Annotated in this window: 19 protein-coding genes; 11 read left to right on the top strand and 8 right to left on the bottom strand. The window is 59.5% G+C overall.

Features of this window, described 5'->3' with window-relative positions:
* The first annotated feature begins 115 nt into the window (after positions 1–115).
* Positions 116–1,222, top strand: coding sequence for a catalase family peroxidase (locus AAID99_RS10600; RefSeq protein WP_188425559.1), 1,107 nt, complete (start codon positions 116–118; stop codon positions 1,220–1,222).
* The gene (locus AAID99_RS10595; RefSeq protein ID WP_498493815.1) at positions 1,219–1,794 is read left to right on the top strand and encodes a cytochrome b; all 576 of its coding nucleotides are present in this window, start codon (positions 1,219–1,221) and stop codon (positions 1,792–1,794) included. Before AAID99_RS10600 ends, AAID99_RS10595 begins: the two co-directional genes overlap by 4 nt.
* A gap of 213 nt (positions 1,795–2,007) precedes the next feature.
* On the opposite strand, the gene AAID99_RS10590 is transcribed toward AAID99_RS10595, so the two are convergent.
* The 3 genes from AAID99_RS10590 to AAID99_RS10580 all read right to left on the bottom strand — a co-directional run bounded on the left by AAID99_RS10590 (position 2,008) and on the right by AAID99_RS10580 (position 4,907).
* Positions 2,008–2,466, bottom strand: coding sequence for a hypothetical protein (locus AAID99_RS10590; protein ID WP_188425561.1), 459 nt, complete (start codon positions 2,464–2,466; stop codon positions 2,008–2,010).
* A 215-nt stretch (positions 2,467–2,681) separates the two neighbouring features.
* Positions 2,682–3,584 carry an RDD family protein gene (locus AAID99_RS10585; protein WP_498493814.1) on the bottom strand — a complete coding sequence of 301 codons (903 nt, stop codon included), beginning with the start codon at positions 3,582–3,584 and terminating at the stop codon, positions 2,682–2,684.
* Positions 3,585–3,914: 330 nt separating this feature from the next.
* Positions 3,915–4,907, bottom strand: a complete 993-nt coding sequence (locus tag AAID99_RS10580) for an aldo/keto reductase (protein ID WP_498493813.1) — start codon at positions 4,905–4,907, stop codon at positions 3,915–3,917.
* 106 nt (positions 4,908–5,013) lie between these two features.
* Here AAID99_RS10580 and AAID99_RS10575 point away from each other — a divergent pair, with 106 nt between their 5' ends.
* The 3 genes from AAID99_RS10575 to AAID99_RS10565 are packed head-to-tail and all read left to right on the top strand — an operon-like array spanning position 5,014 to position 8,365.
* Entirely contained in the window at positions 5,014–6,357 is a 1,344-nt protein-coding gene (locus AAID99_RS10575) for an O-antigen ligase family protein (RefSeq protein WP_498493811.1), read from the top strand.
* A 14-nt stretch (positions 6,358–6,371) separates the two neighbouring features.
* Positions 6,372–7,334 carry a CobW family GTP-binding protein gene (locus AAID99_RS10570; RefSeq protein WP_188425565.1) on the top strand — a complete coding sequence of 321 codons (963 nt, stop codon included), beginning with the start codon at positions 6,372–6,374 and terminating at the stop codon, positions 7,332–7,334.
* Positions 7,335–7,339: 5 nt separating this feature from the next.
* Positions 7,340–8,365, top strand: a complete 1,026-nt coding sequence (locus AAID99_RS10565) for a WD40 repeat domain-containing protein (RefSeq protein WP_498494294.1) — start codon at positions 7,340–7,342, stop codon at positions 8,363–8,365.
* 144 nt (positions 8,366–8,509) lie between these two features.
* Here the strand turns inward: AAID99_RS10565 and AAID99_RS10560 are convergent, their stop codons facing one another.
* Positions 8,510–9,283, bottom strand: a complete 774-nt coding sequence (locus AAID99_RS10560; protein ID WP_498493810.1) for an adenosylcobinamide-GDP ribazoletransferase — start codon at positions 9,281–9,283, stop codon at positions 8,510–8,512.
* Entirely contained in the window at positions 9,276–10,313 is a 1,038-nt protein-coding gene (cobT, locus tag AAID99_RS10555) for a nicotinate-nucleotide--dimethylbenzimidazole phosphoribosyltransferase (protein ID WP_188425567.1), read from the bottom strand. The genes AAID99_RS10560 and cobT overlap by 8 nt, the downstream gene beginning before the upstream one ends.
* 48 nt (positions 10,314–10,361) lie before the next feature.
* Here cobT and cobU point away from each other — a divergent pair, with 48 nt between their 5' ends.
* Genes cobU through AAID99_RS10540 form a run of 3 tightly spaced genes read left to right on the top strand, consistent with a single transcriptional unit; the run spans position 10,362 to position 12,909 of the window.
* Positions 10,362–10,856, top strand: coding sequence for a bifunctional adenosylcobinamide kinase/adenosylcobinamide-phosphate guanylyltransferase (gene cobU, locus AAID99_RS10550; RefSeq protein ID WP_188425568.1), 495 nt, complete (start codon positions 10,362–10,364; stop codon positions 10,854–10,856).
* A complete protein-coding gene (gene cobO, locus AAID99_RS10545) occupies positions 10,853–11,461 on the top strand; it encodes a cob(I)yrinic acid a,c-diamide adenosyltransferase (protein ID WP_188425569.1) in 609 nt (202 codons plus the stop codon). The genes cobU and cobO overlap by 4 nt, the downstream gene beginning before the upstream one ends.
* 14 nt (positions 11,462–11,475) lie before the next feature.
* Positions 11,476–12,909 carry a cobyric acid synthase gene (locus AAID99_RS10540; RefSeq protein ID WP_188425840.1) on the top strand — a complete coding sequence of 478 codons (1,434 nt, stop codon included), beginning with the start codon at positions 11,476–11,478 and terminating at the stop codon, positions 12,907–12,909.
* Positions 12,910–12,953: 44 nt separating this feature from the next.
* Here the strand turns inward: AAID99_RS10540 and AAID99_RS10535 are convergent, their stop codons facing one another.
* Positions 12,954–13,424: a hypothetical protein gene (locus AAID99_RS10535; RefSeq protein ID WP_498493809.1), complete on the bottom strand. Its 471-nt coding sequence runs from the start codon at positions 13,422–13,424 to the stop codon at positions 12,954–12,956.
* 241 nt (positions 13,425–13,665) lie between these two features.
* Here AAID99_RS10535 and AAID99_RS10530 point away from each other — a divergent pair, with 241 nt between their 5' ends.
* Complete coding sequence (locus AAID99_RS10530) at positions 13,666–14,574, top strand: LysR family transcriptional regulator (protein ID WP_498493808.1); 909 nt, start codon at positions 13,666–13,668, stop codon at positions 14,572–14,574.
* A gap of 63 nt (positions 14,575–14,637) precedes the next feature.
* Here the strand turns inward: AAID99_RS10530 and bluB are convergent, their stop codons facing one another.
* Complete coding sequence (gene bluB, locus AAID99_RS10525; protein WP_498493807.1) at positions 14,638–15,276, bottom strand: 5,6-dimethylbenzimidazole synthase; 639 nt, start codon at positions 15,274–15,276, stop codon at positions 14,638–14,640.
* Positions 15,273–16,238 (bottom strand): adenosylcobinamide-phosphate synthase CbiB, encoded by a 966-nt coding sequence (gene cbiB / locus AAID99_RS10520; RefSeq protein ID WP_188425573.1) that lies wholly within the window; start codon positions 16,236–16,238, stop codon positions 15,273–15,275. Before cbiB ends, bluB begins: the two co-directional genes overlap by 4 nt.
* A gap of 8 nt (positions 16,239–16,246) precedes the next feature.
* On the opposite strand from cbiB, the gene cobD reads away from it, so the two are divergent.
* Complete coding sequence (cobD, locus tag AAID99_RS10515; RefSeq protein WP_229719580.1) at positions 16,247–17,284, top strand: threonine-phosphate decarboxylase CobD; 1,038 nt, start codon at positions 16,247–16,249, stop codon at positions 17,282–17,284.
* A 121-nt stretch (positions 17,285–17,405) separates the two neighbouring features.
* Positions 17,406–18,500 carry a tRNA dihydrouridine synthase DusB gene (dusB, locus tag AAID99_RS10510; protein WP_188425574.1) on the top strand — a complete coding sequence of 365 codons (1,095 nt, stop codon included), beginning with the start codon at positions 17,406–17,408 and terminating at the stop codon, positions 18,498–18,500.
* Positions 18,501–18,528 lie beyond the last annotated feature (28 nt).

Here is an 18,528-nt window from a genome sequence, read left to right as displayed (position 1 = left end):
CTTCAATAGGCTCACGGTAACGAGTGTTTTCAAGAGCGGCTATCTGCCTCTTTCAGCTTCTCTCATGCGTACAGCTCGAACTGCCCGGTGATGACAATCAGGAATAGGAAATACGATGAGCGCAAACGCGTCTGGTGGTTCTGGGAGGCTGATACGGTGGCTGGGCGTTGCGTCTCTGCCTTGCCTGCTGGCCGTCGGGTTTGCGGCTGCCGGAGGCTGGCTCAGCCCGCATCGCGTGACACCGAATACAATGCTTGCCGCGCTTCGGGGTGTCGATGGCGCGCATCCGGGGTTTCGGCGCAATCACGCCAAAGGTGTCTGTGTGGCGGGGTGGTTTGAAGGCAATGGCCAGGCAGCATCTTATTCTCCGGCTTTTGCGTTCGATACGAAGCGTGTGCCGGTGATCGGTCGCTTCGCGCTGGCAGGCGGGATGCCCTACCAGGGTGATGCACCCGGCAAGGTGCGCAGTATGGCACTCGCGCTGAAAGGGCCGGGTGGGCAGGAATGGCGCATGGGGCTAAACGATATCCCAGTCTTTCCCGTCAGTACGCCGCAGGAATTTCAGGCTTTGCAGCAGGCGGTCCGCCCTGTGGCGGCAACAGGCAAACCTGATCCGCTGGCCGTCCAGGCATTTCGCGCGGCGCATCCATGGCTGGCGTCGGCCGGAAAGGCACTCGCAGAGCGGCCGATCACGTCCGGTTTTGAGAACGACACCTACCTTAGTCTCGATAGTTTCGTGCTGCAGGGTGTCGATGGGCGCAGCACTGCCATAAGGTTTGCGATGGTGCCAGAGGAGGCCAGATTTGCCGATATGCCTGGCAAGGGAAAGAACGCCTCCTTCGACCAGCTCGATGAGGCCATTTCGGCCCATCCGTTGCGCTGGACGCTGGTGCTGACACTGGCGGGAGCGGACGATGCGGTAAACGATCCGAGCCGCCTCTGGTCGGGGCAGGACAAGCAGATTACGGCGGGTACCCTTACCCTGACCCACCTCGCGAGCGAGGCGGGGGGCGACTGCACCGACATTGTCTTCGACCCGCTGGTCCTGCCCGAGGGCATAATGCCTTCCGATGATCCGGTTCTTCAGGCGCGCTCGGCGACCTATATGCGTTCCTTTGCCGAGCGTTCGCGCGAAAAACGACCTAGGCCTGCTTTCGATCCGGCGGTGTCGCCCAGTGAAAAAACCGGTTCGGAGTCTGTTTCGTCGGAGAAAGCGTCATGAACCCGATCGAGTTTTTTGCGCGTTCCTCGCGTGTGCTGCACTGGCTTATGGCAGTTCTGATCCTGGTGATGTTGTTTGTCGGCGTGTTCATGGCAGCGAGTGTCGGGCCCGCCTATCACGCTCTTGTCGGGTTTCATCGCCCTCTCGGGATTGCCTTGCTGGCGCTTGTCGTATTGCGTCTGATCAATCGCTTCTTTCATCGTCCGCCTGCCTTGCCCGCCGATCTGCCGCCGCTCATGGCGCTTGGCGCCAAGGCCTCTCATTGGGCGCTCTACGCGCTGATGATGGCTTTGCCTCTCATAGGCTGGGCCATGCTTTCAGCAGGCGGTTACCCCATTCCGCTATTCGGGAACGGCGTTCTGCTGCCACCGCTTCTGCCGCATGACGCGGCGCTCTGGGGCTGGCTGCGTCTCACGCATACGGTGCTGGCTTTCGCCCTTTTTGCCCTCATCATGGCGCATGGCGGGGCCGCCCTGTTTCACTTTCTGATCCGCCGCGATGGCGTTCTTCAGAGCATGATCGGCGGCGGTTCAGTTTCTCCGGGTGGGGAGCATTCTGCCTCGCATGACTGAGTGAACAGCAGCATCAGGTGAGCAAATCTGATGGCGGCTTCTGGTCGGGTCGAGCTGAACAGCCCTACCGACAGACGAAAGCCGCCACAGCCCTGCGCTATTTTGTCACCCGTTGCTGTCTGCCCGGCAGTATTGGGCGAGCGGCATTGTCTGCTGAAGGCACAAAAAAAGCGGCCCGAAAGCCGCTTTTTCCGATCACCGAAAGAGCGGTGATCAGTCTTCGATCTGGAATGACAGACCCTGACCGCCAGCGGCCAGATGGGCGCCACGTGTTGCCGTGGTGATCTTGATCTTCACGCCATTGCTGTTGCTCAGGATCGCGCCGCCGATTCCGCGATCGAGCGTAGCGTCGCCATTCAGGGCGCCATAACCGCCGTCGAAATCATGCAGGTTCTTGAGGTTGTAGACGATGCCCGTGGCTTCGATCTTCGAGAAACCCACAGCTGCAATGTTGCCGCCCGAAATCTTGAAGCGATAGGTCTTGTGACCGAAGGTCAGTGTGCCCTGACCCCAGGTGTACCCGATGCCGACATCGGCCGACTTGGCCGTCAGCGTGATGTGACCGACCGGCGTGCCGAGAGCGTCAGGGGCAGCATGGGCAACCGGCATCACGGCCAGGGCGGCTGCAGCGAAAGTGGAAGCGGCCAGAGCCCGGCGGGTGAATGAGCGCATCTGTTTGTTCCTCTCAAAAGGGAATGCGTTATGCAGCGTTAACTCACCGCATCGATTTTCGTTCCCGTCTTCTCGTGTGATCGCGAGGCAGTGAAAAGGATGCAGTCTTATCGGTCCGATCTCGCTGATGAGACCGGACGTGAAGCGTGTGACAGAGGCTTTCTGGTCCTGACGCGGTCTTATTGGATCGGATCGTCCGGCACTTGTGGAGACGGCTAGGGGCAGTCAGATGGCGCAAGGACGATGAAGAGCGTTTCGTTGTCCAGCCCTCTGTATGTCCATGACATCGAGTAACCAGCATCGCGCAGGAGCTTCGTTGATTTTGAGCAATAGTATGCTTCTACTTTGGGTCGCAGTTCGCTCAGGAGTTTTTGTCTCAGATCGTCGGTAACGGGGATAGGGTCGCCAGTTCTGACACGCAGATCGAAATCATTGGCGATCGTCTGTTTCTCTAAGGTGATATCGACAGCGACAATCGAGTCACTGAGACGTCGCGGCAAATTTCTCTTCTCTTCCTTTATTGAGTTCAGGAGAGCGTCTGGCGTGGTTGTCTCCCGGGATCCGCGGAATGATGTCAGAATGTCCTGGACAATGAGAAGAGCCACGATGCCGATCAGCACTCTGGTCTCATTGCCCCGTGGGCTCAGAACGACCGTTTTGCAACGTCTGTCCCATGAGGCTCCTGAGGCGCCAGTGCTTGCGAACCACTGAACGATCAGGGCGACGATATTCAGGCCCGGGATCATGCAGCCGAAGCCAAGCGACCATATGTAAAAATTGCGTTTCAGATAGCTCGTTAATCCCGGATCGGGATTTCCGTCGGATCTGATTGAAATGCCGAATATGAAGTTGCCAATGTTATTTCCGAAAACACAAGATATCATGGAATCTGAAATAAAATATATTCCTGAAGTTAAAAATGCTATTATACAATAAATAAAAATGAAATAATTAGCACTATGCGACGTTTTTGGTGTGATGTCGTCTATAAGCCCGCATTGCGAGATAATGTATTCTACGACAGGCCAGATGAGGCTGCACCAAATTGCGGTATCAAGGCATCGCGAAAGAAATCTGACAGTCGGTCCCGCAGGGGTGAGTTCGTATTGGCGTGTCATGGATTTTTCTTGCTGTTTTATATTCTCTCCTGTTTCAGATATCCTGACGGTTCTGGTCAATACTGGCAGAAAAATAGCTCTTCACGATAATAATATCAGGAATTCGCGCACGGTTCCGGTGAGTGCGGAATGCCTCGTTCGCCGGTTCGTATAGTCTTTTTCAGCAAAGAGGTATTCGCGCCGTCGGATCTGATAACCGGGACTGCCGTCAAACAGCCTCAATCCTGTCTACGCGCGCCATTCAGGCATTTTGCGGCTGCTCTGCCAGGCGGACGACAGGCGGTGCAAGGTCGCCGTTTCCGGCGACCTTGTGCTTGGCGCAGCTTGGCTTCAGTCGCGCTGTGGCGGTGCCATGAAATCGGGCTCGATCGGGTCAGGCACATGTGTGCGCAGAATGGCCTCGATGTCGCTCTTGTCCTGCGCGCTCAGCGCCCAACCGAAGGCGGCGTCGATCCCTTCGATCTGTTCGGGCTTGCGTGCACCCCAGAGTGCTACTGTAGGTCCCTGATCGAGCACCCAGCGAATGGCGAGGGCCAGCATCGATTTATCGTGGCGGGCAGCAATGGCCTTGAGGGCCTCGACGGCGTCCAGATAATGCTCGAATACTGGTGGCTGGAATTTCGGGTCAGCGCTTCTCAGATCGTCTTTCGGGAAACGCGTCCCGCTATTCATCTTCCCGGCCAGAAGCCCGCGACAGAGAGGGCCATACGCCATCACGATTGCGTTATGGGCTTTGGCGTAAGGCAGGATATCGCGCTCGGTGGTAACGCGTTCGAACAGATTATAGGGCGGCTGGATCGTGCTGATCGGGGTGACGGCAGCAAACCGGTCCATATCTGTCACCGAGAAATTGCTGACACCGATGGCCCTGATCTTGCCCTCCTGCCGGAGCTTTTCCAGCTCGTGGGCGGTTTCCTCCACCGGGGTCTTACCGTCCGGCCAATGCACCTGTTCCAGATCGATCACATCGGTTTTCAGGCGACGCAGGGAGTCTTCAACCTCCTTGCGGACACGTTCCGGACGGCTGTCGCGATAGACTTTCTGGTCATCTGTCCACGCTAGACCAAGCTTTGTTGCTAGGATGACATCCTTGCGCCTGCCGCCCTCAAGGGCGCGACCGATGACCTCTTCACTATGACCGAACCCATAGACAGGGGCCGTGTCGATGAAGTTGATCCCGCTATCGAGCGCGCGATGAATGGTGCGTATGGCGTTGTCGTCGTCAGGGCCACCCCACATCCACCCACCTATGGCCCAGGTGCCGAGGGCTATGCGTGTGACGGGCTTGTCGAGACCCTTGATGGTAATTGTATCGGTCGTCATTGAAAACACTCCCTGATCGGAAAAGATGACATCGTGTTCCATACGGTTGCACAGGGTAATCGTTGCCTCCCTTGCGCCCTGTGCAGCGACGGGGCATCACCGTTTCATGACCAGAACCGACCGTTTCCTCCCTGTGCTTGATCGTCTCGGTCTGGTGGCAACGCTGTTGCTGCCGGTGTTTCTCATCCATGGCCGGGTCTTTTCAGAGATCCTGATGGACCTGCTGGCAATCGGCCTGTTGGCACGTTCCGCATCAGGGCTTGGCTGGGGGTGGGTGAACCAGTTCTGGGTGCGCGTTGCCCTGCTCTGGTGGGGGTGGCAAATCGTCTGTTCGTTGCCTCATATCGGGCTTGGCTCATCCCAGGCGCTCACACAGGCTGTTCTCGCCATACGCTTCCCGCTGATGGCCGCGGCGCTGCAGGTCTGGACGCTTTCGACCGGCCGGGCACGGTGTGCGATGGCCGGGGTGCTGGTCGCGTGCTGCCTCTATTTCGTGCTGCAATTCGTCGTGCAGGCGGTATTCGGCCATAACCTGTTCGGCTATCCGCGCTATTTCGATGGTACGCTGACGGGGCCTTATGCTCATCCGCGGGCAGCTGCGCCTTTCTCACGTCTTGTTCTGCCGGTCATGATGCTGGGATGTGCTTGGCTTGTGGATCATGCGGGCAGGAACGGGGCAATGCCCGATCGTGCAGCAAAGCTGCGTGGATTTATGGGCATGAGCGTTCTGGCCATCGGAGTGGTGGCGTTGATGGTGCTTGCCGGTCAGCGCATTCCGATGGCGTTGACTGTTCTTGGCATGGCAGTCTGCGCGTTGTTCTATCGCCCGCTTCGCCCCGCCGCGCTGGTTGCTCTGTGCAGCCTGCCGATGCTTGTGCTTCTGGCGCGCCTCTTCGCCCCCCAGGCCTTCCATCACCTTGTCATTCTGGCGGCACAGCAGCTGGGCCATTTCTGGCAGTCGCATTACGGTCTGGTCTTTACCCGCGCTGTTGTCATGGCACAGGCCCATCCCGTCACCGGGCTCGGTTACGACGCGTTTCGACATGCCTGCGCCAGCCCGGCCTATCAGCATGGCCTTTCCTGGCTCAGTACGGCGCAGGATGGAGGCGGCACGCAAATCTGTGTGCAGCATGCGCATAATCATTATCTGCAGGCCCTGACCAATGCCGGGCTGCCGGGGTTGTTCCTGTTCGGCGGTTTTGTCTTTGCCTGTCTGCGGGCGCTCTGGCCCCTGCAGGGCGCCTATCAGGCCTGGCGCATCGGGCTGTTTGCCGCTTTTTTCGTGCAGGAATGGCCGCTGGCCTCTGCCAGCGATTTCCTCAATCTGCCGCTTGGTGGCTGGGCGTTCACACTGCTCGGTGTGGGGTTGGCCGAGGCCATGGCACGCGCTGCCTCTGTTCCTCCATCGTCTGCCACCCTATATGCTGAGCCCACAGCAACCCTTCGCTAGCACCCGGAGTGCCGATGTCAGAGACCAAGATTCCCGTCACCGTTCTCACAGGCTTTCTCGGTGCCGGAAAAACCACGCTTCTCAACCATATTCTCGCCACCGAGCACGGGCGCAAATATGCCGTGCTCGTCAACGAGTTCGGTGAGCTTGGTGTCGATGGCGATCTGGTTGTCGACGCGGATGAAGAGGTCTTCGAGACCAATAATGGCTGCATCTGCTGCACGGTCCGCGGCGATCTGATCCGAATTCTGGGCAGTCTGCTGCGCCGTCGCGGCAAGTTCGATGGCATCATTGTCGAGACGACAGGTCTGGCCGACCCTGCACCTGTGGCCCAGACCTTCTTTGTTGACGAGAACCTCCGCGAAAAATCCCGTCTCGATGCCGTTGTGACGGTGGTCGATGCCTTCAACGTCATGCAGACTCTTGATGAGAGCCCTGAAGCCGTCAGTCAGGTGGCGTTTGCCGATGTGATCATTCTCAACAAGACCGATCTGGTCGACGAGGCCGGTCTTGAAGCCATCGAGGCCCGTCTGCGTGGTATCAATGTCAGCGTGCAGATCCATCGCGCCTGTCATAGCGCCGTTGCGCTGAGCACGGTGCTTGACCAGGGGGGCTTCGACCTGGAACGTGCGCTGGAAACCATGCCCGACTTCCTAGAGAACACCGAGCACTCGCATGAGGAAGGCGTGACCAGCATGTCTTTCTCGGTGTCAGAGCCGCTGGACGAACCACGCTTTCAGGCTTGGATCGGTGCGCTGCTTCAGGAGCGCGGGGCTGATATCCTGCGTTCGAAAGGTATTCTTCATTTTGCCGGTCAGGAGGAGCGCTTTGCGTTTCAGGCTGTCCATATGATGGCGGATGGCGATTATATCGGCAAAGGCAAGGAAGGGGACAGCAAGGAGTCCCGCATCGTGTTCATCGGGCGCGATCTGAATCGCCCGCAGCTGCGTCGCGGCTTCGAGAGCTGCCGCGCATGAGCGAGATGACCGAACTTCTCGCCACGCGTGGTGCAGAAAAGACAATTGGTTCGCCTGTCACTGTCGTGGCCTGTGCCCGCGATGGCCAGACCTTCGCTCTGGGCACGGTTGAGGGCGAGATCTTTCTCATTCCCGTCGCCGGGCTGAAGCATCCCGAGACATGGCAGCGGGTCGAGGCTCATGACGGTGCTGTGCTCTGTCTCGCCCCCGATACGGGCAAGACAGGCTTTGTCAGCGGTGGTGAAGATAACCGTCTGTGCCGCACCGAGACCGATGGCAGTGTCACCGAGCTTTATTGCGGGCGCCGCTGGGTCGATTGCGTGGCGACCACGACGGCCAATATTGCGTTTTCTGTCGGCAAGCAGCTCGAAATTCGCGATGCTGCCGGTCAGGTCACGCTGAAGACCCTCGATCACCCTTCGACGGTCACCGGCATTGTCTTCGACGCCAAGGGCAAGCGCGTTGCCGCGTCGCATTACAACGGCGTGTCGATGTGGTTCATCGGAGCCAAGGTCGATACGGTGCGCCCGCTTGAATGGAAAGGTAGCCATACAGCGCTCGCCATTCATCCGGGTGGCGAGGCTCTCGTGACGGCCATGCAGGAGAATGACCTGCATGGGTGGCGTCTGTCAGACGGCCATAACATGCGTATGAGCGGCTACCCCAAGCGTGTCACGTCGCTCTCCTTCACCCGCAACGGCCGCTGGCTGGCGACATCGGGTGCCGACGCCATTGTGCTGTGGCCGTTCTTCGGCGGCGGCCCCATGGGCAAGCCCCCCACGGAAATGGCACGTCTGCCCGGCGTCTTCTGCTCCGCTGTCTGCGCGCATCCGAAGAACGACATCATCGCGGCTGGCTTCGAAGACGGGTCCGTGCTGCTCGCTGAACTCGGTTCTGAGCGGGTGCTGCCAATCTGTCTTGGCAAGCGCGGCAAGGTGACGGGCCTCGTTTTCTCGCCTCTGGGTGGGGTGATGGTGTTCGGCACCGACGATGGGGTGATTGCAGCAATCGATCTTTCATCAGCCGGGTGAGGCTGCCTTAGGCCTCCGTGCCTCCCTTCCTGTCAGATGACGGTGGTTTATCTCGAAAGCTGAGTAGAGATGAGGAAGGGGCGCGCCCCTTTCTTTGGTGCGACACGGCTCTTTATCCGCGGGGGCCTCGCGTTACCGGGCTTATCAGAACGGCAGTGACTCGAAGCCTTTGAGGCTTGCCCCTGTCAGCACCAGCAACTCGGCGATGATGGCCGTCGCGCCAAGAACATCGCCGGTATAGCCGCCGATCAGGCGATAGGCGACGCTGCACAGACCCAGCGTGCCGAGGCAGGCGACCAGAAACAGAGACAGGGCGCCGAGCACGGAAAGCGAGCTTGCGATCACTGCCGTCAACAGCATCGCGATCAGAAGGCAGCGTGCGGGCAGATGCCGGAGCTGATGGGCCAGCCCATCTGCGCGGGCAGGGTGCAGCCAGAGAAGAGGCAGCATGAGCGCCAGACGTGAAAAGGCACCGGCCGTCATAAGAATGGAGACGATATGCAGTGGCTGCGTGGCAAGTGTGTTCATTGTCCCGGCCCGCAGCAGCATCACGAGACTGAGTGCCAGCCCGCCATAACTCCCGATACGGCTGTCACGCATGATTTCCAGGCGTTTCTGAGGGGTTTTTCCGCCGAATAATCCATCGACGCAATCGGCGAAGCCGTCTTCGTGCAGAGCGCCTGTCAGGACGAGCTGGACGACAATAGCCCAGCCGGTAGCAACGATGGCAGGCATGCCAAGGGTGATACCAAGCACCAGCACGGCGCCGGTCAGGGCGCCAATGGCTCCACCGATCAGAGGCCAGCACCAGCTGGAGCGGGCAAGGTTGATGTCGCCCTTGGGCGAATAGAGCCATCCTGTCGGGAGCCGCGTGAGCAGGCTGAGGCCCGCCGCCAAATCTGCGCGTATCTCAGTCATCTGTTTTTATTTTTGTTGTTTTTCGTTCGTTCATGTCGTCGATCGAGGCATCGGCAAAGCGCGCCATGCCGTTGTGACAGGCGAGTGCGGCACGCACAAGCGGGATGGCCAGAGCCGCGCCCGAGCCTTCGCCAAGGCGCAGTTGCAGGTTGATCAGGGGGTCGAGGCCGAGACGCTCGGCCAGCTCGCGGTGTCCCTGCTCCTGCGATTGATGGGCGAGACGCGTGTGATCGAGACCTGTCGGGTCGAGCAGGGCAAGCGGGGCAACGGCGGCGGTAACGACAAAACCGTCCAGAAGCACCGGTATACGGCGGTGACGTGCCGCGAGCGTGGCGCCCATCAGGGCGGCAAGCTCCCACCCGCCATAGAGGCGCGCCAGATCGAGCGGGCTGTGATTGCGTCCATGAAGGGCGAGCGCCCTGTCGATGGCGCTAGCCTTACGGGCTAGTCCCGCTTCGTCGAGCCCGGCGCCACGCCCGGCCCAGTAGGCGCCATTCTGACCGAAGAGTGCGGCGGCGAGGGCGGCGGCGGCGGTCGTGTTGCCAACGCCAAGTTCACCAAGCGCCAGCAGGTCGCACCGGGTCGGAACGGCGTCATATCCTGCCGATACGGCCGCGAGAAAATCTTCGGGAGAGAGGGCCGGATGCAGCGTGAAATCGGCGCTGGGTGTCAGGTCACTGATGGGCACGATATGCAGATGCGCATCGGCAACCCGCGCAAGCTGGTTGATGGCTGCACCCTGCTGAGTGAAATTGGCGACCATGGCGGCGGTGACATCGGCGGGCCATGACGAGACGTTCTGGGCCAGAACACCGTGATTGCCAGCAAAAATGCAGAGATCTACCTGATCGATCTGCAGGGGGCGCCAAGCGCCGAACCATTCGACAAGTTCTTCCAGTCGCCCGAGACTGCCTGCAGGTTTGGTCAGAACCGCCTCGCGTGCCCGTATCCGGGAAACGGCCTCTTTGTCCGGCATGGGCAGTGTGGTGCAGGCCGCGTGCAGCGCATCGAGCGAGTGGAAAGGTGACATCAGGCCTTTCTGTTGGGATAAGCGCTGTTCTGCAAGAGGAAGCGGGTGATGAATTCCATTCTGGTTCTGGGCGGCGCGCGTTCGGGCAAGAGCCGGCACGCCGAGGCGCTGGTCACGGCGCAAGCGGGGCCCTGGCGTTATGTTGCCACGGGACGCGCCTGGGATGACGAGATGCGCGCGCGTATCGCCCTGCATCGTGCGCAGCGCGGGGCGGGATGGGAAACAATCGAGGCCCCGCTCGACCTCGTCTCTGCCTTGCATGGGTCTCAACCGGTTCTGATCGACTGCCTGACTTTATGGCTGACCAATTTAATTTTGGATGAACACGATATTGAAGCGGCGACGGAAAGCCTGCTTGATACATTGAGGCAGCGCGCGGCCCTGACGGTTCTTGTCGGCAATGAGGTCGGGCTCGGGATCGTTCCGGAGAACGCGCTGGCCCGGCGTTTCAGGGATGAAGCCGGGCTGCTGCATCAGAAACTGGCCCATGAGGCGCGTCGCGTATTGTTTGTCGCGGCAGGATGCGTATTGGAGATGAAATGACGGCAGAAGACGACACCGCCCGTTACCGCGAGAAAATGCAGCACCGCAAGGCGGTGCAGGACCGCGAAGTCGCCGAAAAGACGATCGAAAAAGGGCTCCTTGCCGTGCATACCGGGCCGGGCAAGGGCAAATCCACGGCGGCTTTCGGTCTGGCCCTGCGCATGCTGGGCTATGAGCGCAAGGTGGTTGTGGTTCAGTTCATCAAGGGGGCATGGGACACGGGCGAGCGTCGGGCGCTGATGCGCTTTGGCGACCTGGCGCAGTTCCATGCGCTGGGTGAGGGCTTTACCTGGGAAACGCAGGATCGCGAGCGCGATATCGCCGCCTGCGCTCGTGCATGGGAGCAGGCTCTGATTGCCCTGGCGCAGGAAGAAGTGGCGCTTGTCGTGCTCGATGAGCTCAATATTGCCCTGCGCTATGGTTATCTTGACGAGGCAACCGTGATGGCGGGGCTGAATAATCGCCCGCCGCAGCAGCATGTGGTGATTACCGGGCGCAATGCGCCAGCGTGGCTGACCGAAGCTGCCGATCTGGTGACCGAAATGACGCTGGTGAAGCATCATTTCAAGAACGGGGTAAAGGCGCAGCAGGGGGTCGAGTTTTGACCCCACGCGCCCTGATGTTTCAGGGCACGGGGTCCAATGTCGGCAAGTCGGTTCTTGTTGCTGGGCTCGCCCGGGCCCTGACACGACGTGGGCTGAAGATACGACCGTTCAAGCCACAGAACATGTCCAACAATGCCGCTGTCACGTCAGATGGTGGCGAGATAGGCCGGGCTCAGGCACTGCAGGCTCTGGCCTGTGGGGTGATGCCCAGCGTGCACATGAATCCCGTCCTGCTCAAACCGCAATCCGAGCAGGGATCGCAGATCATCGTGCAGGGCAGGGTATGGGGGCAGCGTCAGGCGCGTGGCTATCAGGAGGTCAAGCCGCTGCTTATGCCTGCCGTTCTCGACAGCTTTGCCCGGCTGCAGGCCGAGGCCGATATAGTGCTGGTCGAGGGGGCAGGCTCGGCATCGGAGGTCAATCTCAGGCGCCATGACATTGCCAATATGGGTTTTGCCGAGGCGGCGGATCTGCCGGTTATCCTGATCGGCGATATCGACAGAGGCGGTGTGATTGCAAGCCTTGTTGGTACACAGAGCGTTCTGCCTGCATCGGACCATGAGCGTATCAGGGGTTTCATCGTCAACCGGATGCGGGGCGACCTGAGCCTGTTCGATGACGGGATGCGTTTCATCGCTGAAAGAACAGGCTGGGCACCCTGCGGGCTCGTACCTTTTTTCGGGCGTATGAGGGAATTGCCGCCCGAAGATACCGGCGATCTCGCTGCAGGCTGGCAGGGCAAGGGGGCGCTACGCGTCGTTGTGCCACTCATGCCCATGATTGCGAATTTCGACGATCTCGACGCCCTGCGCGCCGAGCCTGAGGTCGCAACGGCTTTCATATCGCCCGGCGAGGCATTGCCGCCATGTGATCTGGTGATCCTGCCGGGATCGAAAGCCACGATTGCCGATCTCGATTTCTTTCGTACCCAGGGCTGGGATATCGATCTCAGGGCGCATCATAGACGCGGAGGGCGCATTCTCGGTCTTTGTGGCGGTTATCAGATGCTCGGGCGCAGCATAGCCGATCCGGACGGTCTGGAAGGGCGTGCGTGTCGGCGCGAGGGCTTGGGTTATCTGGATATCGAGACCGAGCTGCGACCGATGAAGACCGTGCGGCAGATCGAGGGCCATCTCTTGCCATCGGAGGCGCCGGTCGCAGGTTATGAGATTCATGCGGGCGTAAGTGTTGGGTCGGGGATGACGCGTCCGTACGTCAGGTTTGTCGATGGCCGATATGATGGGGCGCAGTCAGAAGGGGGACAGGTCTGCGGGACCTATCTTCATGGGCTCTTCGATAGCGCTGCGTCGCGTGCGACGGTTCTAACTCAGTTCGGCCGGATATCAGAACCGTTTGATAACACGCAGCGTATTCTTACAGCACTGGATGCGCTGGCAGATCATCTCGAGGAACACCTGTCGATCGAGAAGATGCTGTCGCTCTGTTGATGGGGAGTGGTCGCCAGACACACAGAAAGCAACAGGGCTTTTACTCAGTACGCAGGAAAGGCTCTGGCCTGTTCCGAAAACAGCATGCGGACGTAATTGAGTGCATCGAGCATGACACCGTTTTCGCGTACGGAATAAGGGTCGCCCTTAACCGAAAGGCAAACAGTTTCCTTGTCATCTGTAGCTGCGAGTTTGGGGAGATAGACCCGGCTCACATTTTCCAGAAGGTTCCAAACCACGCGCACCGAGACCGGTTCTTGCTCAGTCTTGCTCAGGAGCGCGGTATCGGAATTGAGAAAAGAGATGGCATCGCTCAGATGATTATCCGATTCGAGGTCATTTCTTGTTATTGCAAGGTTTTCGCCCGATTCGTTTTTGGCGAATACCATTTTCGATTCGTAGTAATCGTGATGTATTTCAATCGAATTCTGTACTATTTCAGAATTGACCGCCGGATTGTTCCAGCGATTTTCTGTCATATACTGACTGCCGCTGGGGGTATTGAAATTATGCATTTAGATCTCCGGTCTTGATTATGTATCAGTTGCCGCGTTTTCTAGTGAGACATTCGTAAATGCAGTGTTACCTACGCATGTTGTCGAAATGATTTAACGGTCTATAACGAACATGATTGTGTCAGGCGACTTTGTTGACCAAAATTTACGTTGCTGAACATTTGCTGAAATGCTGTGTAAAAACAAGCCCAGTTTTGGCAACGCATCGTTCTGTTTTTGAGAACGATTTCCGAGAGAGAGTATGAGAAAAAAGATCAATTTCAACGCGATGGTCTATTTCATCTCTGTTGTCGACGCAGGGTCCGTATCGGCAGCGGCACGAAGCCTCGGGGTGTCAAAAAGCGTCATCAGTAAATCCATCAGCGATCTCGAGGCTGCACTGCAGACCAGTCTGCTTGTGCGCACGTCGAAGCAGATCCTTCCCACCCGGGCGGGAGAAGTGTTCTACAAGAGGTGCAATGTCGGTCTCGGGGCGATAGAGAAGGCCTATCTCGATGCCCAGTATCATGGCACCTCCCCTCAGGGAGAGCTGCGTGTCCTCGCCAATGCGGCTTACGGGCGCTATGTCGTCTTCCCGGTCGTCCAGGCTTTTGCGGCGCGTTATCCTGCCTGTCGTGTAAATTTTACCCTTGCCGACGACGTCTCTGATCTGAAAATGACGTGGTTCGACGTGGCGATCCGCACACGTGCCTTCGGTAGCAACGCCTTGCATGTACGCCGTATTGGCAGTTTCAAACGTCAGATCATGATCGGACGCGACCATGCCGATCGTTTTGGGCCGATCGATACGCTTGATTGTCTGCGCAAGCTGCCTTTCATTGATTACGTCAACCATATTGACGAGGCGGGCTGGACATTCACGAATGGTGTTACGGAGCGCCATATGCAGTTCGATGCCTGTCTTGCCCTTGGCCCCATCAATCTGGTGCTTGAGAGCGTCATGGCCGGACAGGGTTTTTCAGTTCTGCCCAGCTTTCTTTATGATCATCCCGATCTGCAACCGCGTCTGAAAAGAGTGCTGCCGGAGTGGTCTGCAGAAACTGGCAGTATTCTCGCCTATACCTATCCCACGAGACAACGCTCGGCCGCCGTGCGCCTCTTTGTCGACTGGGTGGCCTGTGCGGCTCAGGGGCTGCCTTTTCCGGCTTAGAGGCGCCAGAGCGGTTTCTTCAACAGGAACGCTGGTGACGGCAGGCCAATCTAGATAGCGGCATCAGCGCATGATCCAGCGCTGACGCTCTGTTGCCCGTTTTTCCCAGCCTTTGCGTTCGAGTTCGGGTGTGTCGTGTTCCTCCTCCGGATAGCCGACGCAGAGATAGGCCATGAAACGCCATTCCGGTGCCGTACCGAGAAGGTCGCTCATATGATCGGGGTCCAGAATGGAGACCCAGCCCAGCCCGACATTATGGGCTTGTGCGGCCAGCCAGAACCCGTGAATGGCCATGACCGCTGACCACTGGACGGTTTCCGGCATGGTCAGGCGCCCAAGCCCGCGCCCCTGGGCAGGATCGGGATCGCAGAAGACCGCGATATGATGGGGGGCCTCATCGAGCCCTGCCAGCTTCAGTCGGGCATAGGCGGTAGAATCGCTCTCGCTCTGTGCGGCCAGAGCCTCGGCATTGCGCTCTCGGAATTCCGATTTGACCGCAGCGCGTCGCGCCGGGTCATCGACGCGTACAAAGCGCCAGGGCTGACTGAGCCCAACCGAGGGCGTGGCACAGGTGAGAGCGAGCATATGATCGAGCACAGATTCCGGTACCGGGTCGCGCCGGAAGTGACGCACATCGCGTCGCCAGAGAAATAGGGAGTCGAGCTGCTCGCGGAAAGTATGATCAAATACAGGGGCGGTCATGCATATACTCCACTCAAGAGGCCCAGCAGACAGACCGCCTGAATCAGGCAACCAAGGCGATACAGCGTCAACGCCTTTGCGAGATCCTCTGGTCCGGCATCGTCCCTCCCGTTTCCCATCCAGGAATCGGCAACGACAACGCCATTATACTGTCTCGGGCCGGCCAGACGCAAAGCGAGGGCGCCCGCCATGGCTGCCTCGGGCCACCCTGCATTCGGCGAGCGATGACGTGTGGCGTCCCGTCTGATGGCCTGGATTGCGCCTTTGACCGAAGCGCCGGAAAGCAGGGCGGCGAGGCAGAGCCATGATGCGGTGAGACGTGAGGCGGGCATATTGACGCAATCGTCACAAAGCGCTGCGGCCCTGCCAAAATCGCGATAGCGGGGGGAAAGATGGCCGATCATGCTGTCGGCGGTATTGATCGCCTTGTAGGCGACTGCGCCGGGCAGTCCGAACACTGCCAGCCAGAAGACGGGCGCAACGACGCCATCTGAAAAATTTTCGGCCAGACTCTCTATGGCGGCCCGCACGACCCCGGCCCTGTCGAGCGTCTCCGGGTCGCGCCCGACAATCAGCGAGACAGCGCGGCGCCCTCCCGCAAGCCCGTCCTGCCTCAGCCCTGTCAGCACGGCGCGAACATGCTCATAAAGCGCACGCTGGGCGATCAATGTGCTGGCGCACAGGGATTCAACGGCGAGGGAGAGGGCTTGCGGCAGGAAACGGTGCAGCAGGATCTGCAGCAAAATCGTGATGCCGACCGGCACGGCAATGATCAGTCCCAGAGCGAGCAGCCCGCAGGCCCGCTTGTGCAAAACGGAAGTCTTCCCACCAAGCCGGTGCTCGAGCGTCGTGATCAGGCGGCCGATCCATGTTACCGGATGGCCGATCCGGCGAAACAGCGCGTCCGGATACCCGAAAGCCGCCTCGATCAGAAGGGCGCAAAGGGTCAGGGAAAGGAACATGGAACAAAATGACCGGGCTGCATGAGAAGACCGACCATAGCATGACACCCTGGCCAGTGCATGGTGGTCGGTTGAGCGAATTGGCGCGGCTTTTTCCCGCAGCGCCGACGCCCTGGATCGATCTGTCGACCGGCATCAACCCGCATGCCCATCCGCTGGTAAGGCTCGACCCCTCCCTGATGCAGCGCCTGCCGGACCCGCTGGAGGAACAGGCCCTGCGCTTTGCCGCCGCAGAGGCCTATGGCGTCTCGCCGGATCATGTTCTGGTCGGCGCCGGTACGCAGATGCTGATCGGTCTTCTGCCTGTCTTTCTACAGCGCTTTTTCACGCCCTCGGTCATTCGCATTCTGGGGCCGACCTATAGCGGTCACGATGCTGCCTGGCGCGAAGCCGGTTTTGCAATCGACACCGTGCCCTATGAAGCGGCGCCCGCCATGCCGGTCAGTCACATGGTGAGCGTTGTGTGTTCACCCAATAACCCGACCGGGCATCGTCTCACCCTTGGCGAAATCGCGTCGCTTGCCGAAAGCCATGCCCGTCTTGGAGGCATGATCGTTGTCGATGAGGCCTTTGCCGATTTCTGCCCCGAAAGTGCGGCTTCGCTTCTGCCGCATCCGGGCCTCGTTATCTGTCGCTCCTTTGGCAAGGCCTATGGTCTGGCAGGGGTGAGAATCGGCTTTCTTCTTGGCTCCCATCCGGTTTTGCACGCGATGCGGGCTGCCATGGGGCCCTGGCCTGTCAGTACGCCCGCCTGTCATATCGGCCGCGACGCTCTTTGCGACCGTGACTGGCGCATGGCCATGGCGTCACGTCTGGAGCGGGAGATGGCGGCCCTGCGTCAGGTTGTGACGCGGGCAGGGCTCGATTTTGTCGGTGGAACCTCGCTGTTCAGCCTCTTCCGGTCGCCTCAGGCAAGGAAGATCTGGGAAATGCTTGCTCAGGCTGGCCTCCTCGTGCGCCGTTTCGAGTGGGACGAAACCCTTCTGCGTTTCGGTCTGCCACCGGATGAGGCAAGCCTCAGAAGGCTCTCAAGGGCTCTAGGGTGACGCCCTGCCCGATCAGGGGGAAAGTATTCGGGAAGCGCCAGCGCGCCTGATATTCGCACGCTGCCATATGACTCGATCTCTGATTGCTTCGGGCAGGATGCGTCGGTATTCTTGAGGAATCATGAGCATTTCTCCTTCACCTGACGTGGCTGGGTCGCGCCGCGCCCTTGACCTGCGTCCGATTGATCTCGGTGGTGGCGTCGTCATCGAGACGCCGGTCATTCTGGCTCCGATGTCGGGCGTTACCGATCTGCCGTTTCGTCAGCTTGCGCGCGACTTGGGTGCCGGGCTGGTCGTATCGGAAATGATCGCCTCATGGGCGATGGTGCGGGAAAACGAGAACACGCTGCGCATGGCCCGCAGCGCGGAAAACGGTCCGAATTCGGTGCAGCTTGCCGGATGCGATCCTGAGGCCATGGCGCAGGCGGCAAAGATTGCTGTCGATCAGGGCGCCGATCTCATCGATATCAATTTCGGCTGCCCTGTGAAGAAGGTGGCGGTCGGGCAGTCTGCAGGTTCGGCGCTGATGCGCGATGAGGTGAAGGCGGCAGCCCTGCTTGAGGCCACGGTCAAGGCCGTGAAGGTGCCTGTCACGCTGAAGATGCGTATGGGCTGGGACCACCAGTCGCTCAATGCGCCCCGTCTTGCCCGTATTGCCGAGGATGTGGGCATCCGACTGGTGACGGTGCATGGTCGCACCCGACAGATGTTCTATAATGGCACGGCAGACTGGGATTTCGTCAGGACGGTAAAGGAAAGCGTGAAGCTGCCGGTTATCGTCAATGGTGATATCGTCTCCATTCAGAATGCCCGTGACGCGCTTGCGGCCTCAGGCGCTGACGGGGTGATGATCGGTCGTGGCTGCTACGGCAGGCCGTGGTTTCTGGCTCAGGTGGCGCAATCTTTGCGTACGGGCGAAGATGTGCCCGACCCTGATCTGACACGTGAGAAAGACATCGTGCTGCGTCACTATGGCATGATGCTCGATCATTTCGGCGAGCGTCCGGGCCTGCGCCTCGCACGCAAGCATGTGTCCTGGTATTCGCACGGGCTTCCCGGCTCGGCGGCCTTTCGTGCCAGTATCAACAAGATGGATCAGGCACAGGACGTGATCGATCATCTCACAGCGTTCTACGATCAGCAGATCGCCAATGGGGTGACCCGCGATCGCGAGAGCACCCATCAACGCCCTGACGCGATCGAAGAAGCCGCCTGAATGCGCTCTGACGAGGCTCTCTTTAGCA

It is taken from the genome of Asaia sp. Ae19-3 (assembly GCF_059801175.1).
The sequence above is the reverse complement of the archived record's forward strand: the minus strand, read 5'-3'. Positions and strand labels throughout refer to the sequence as shown.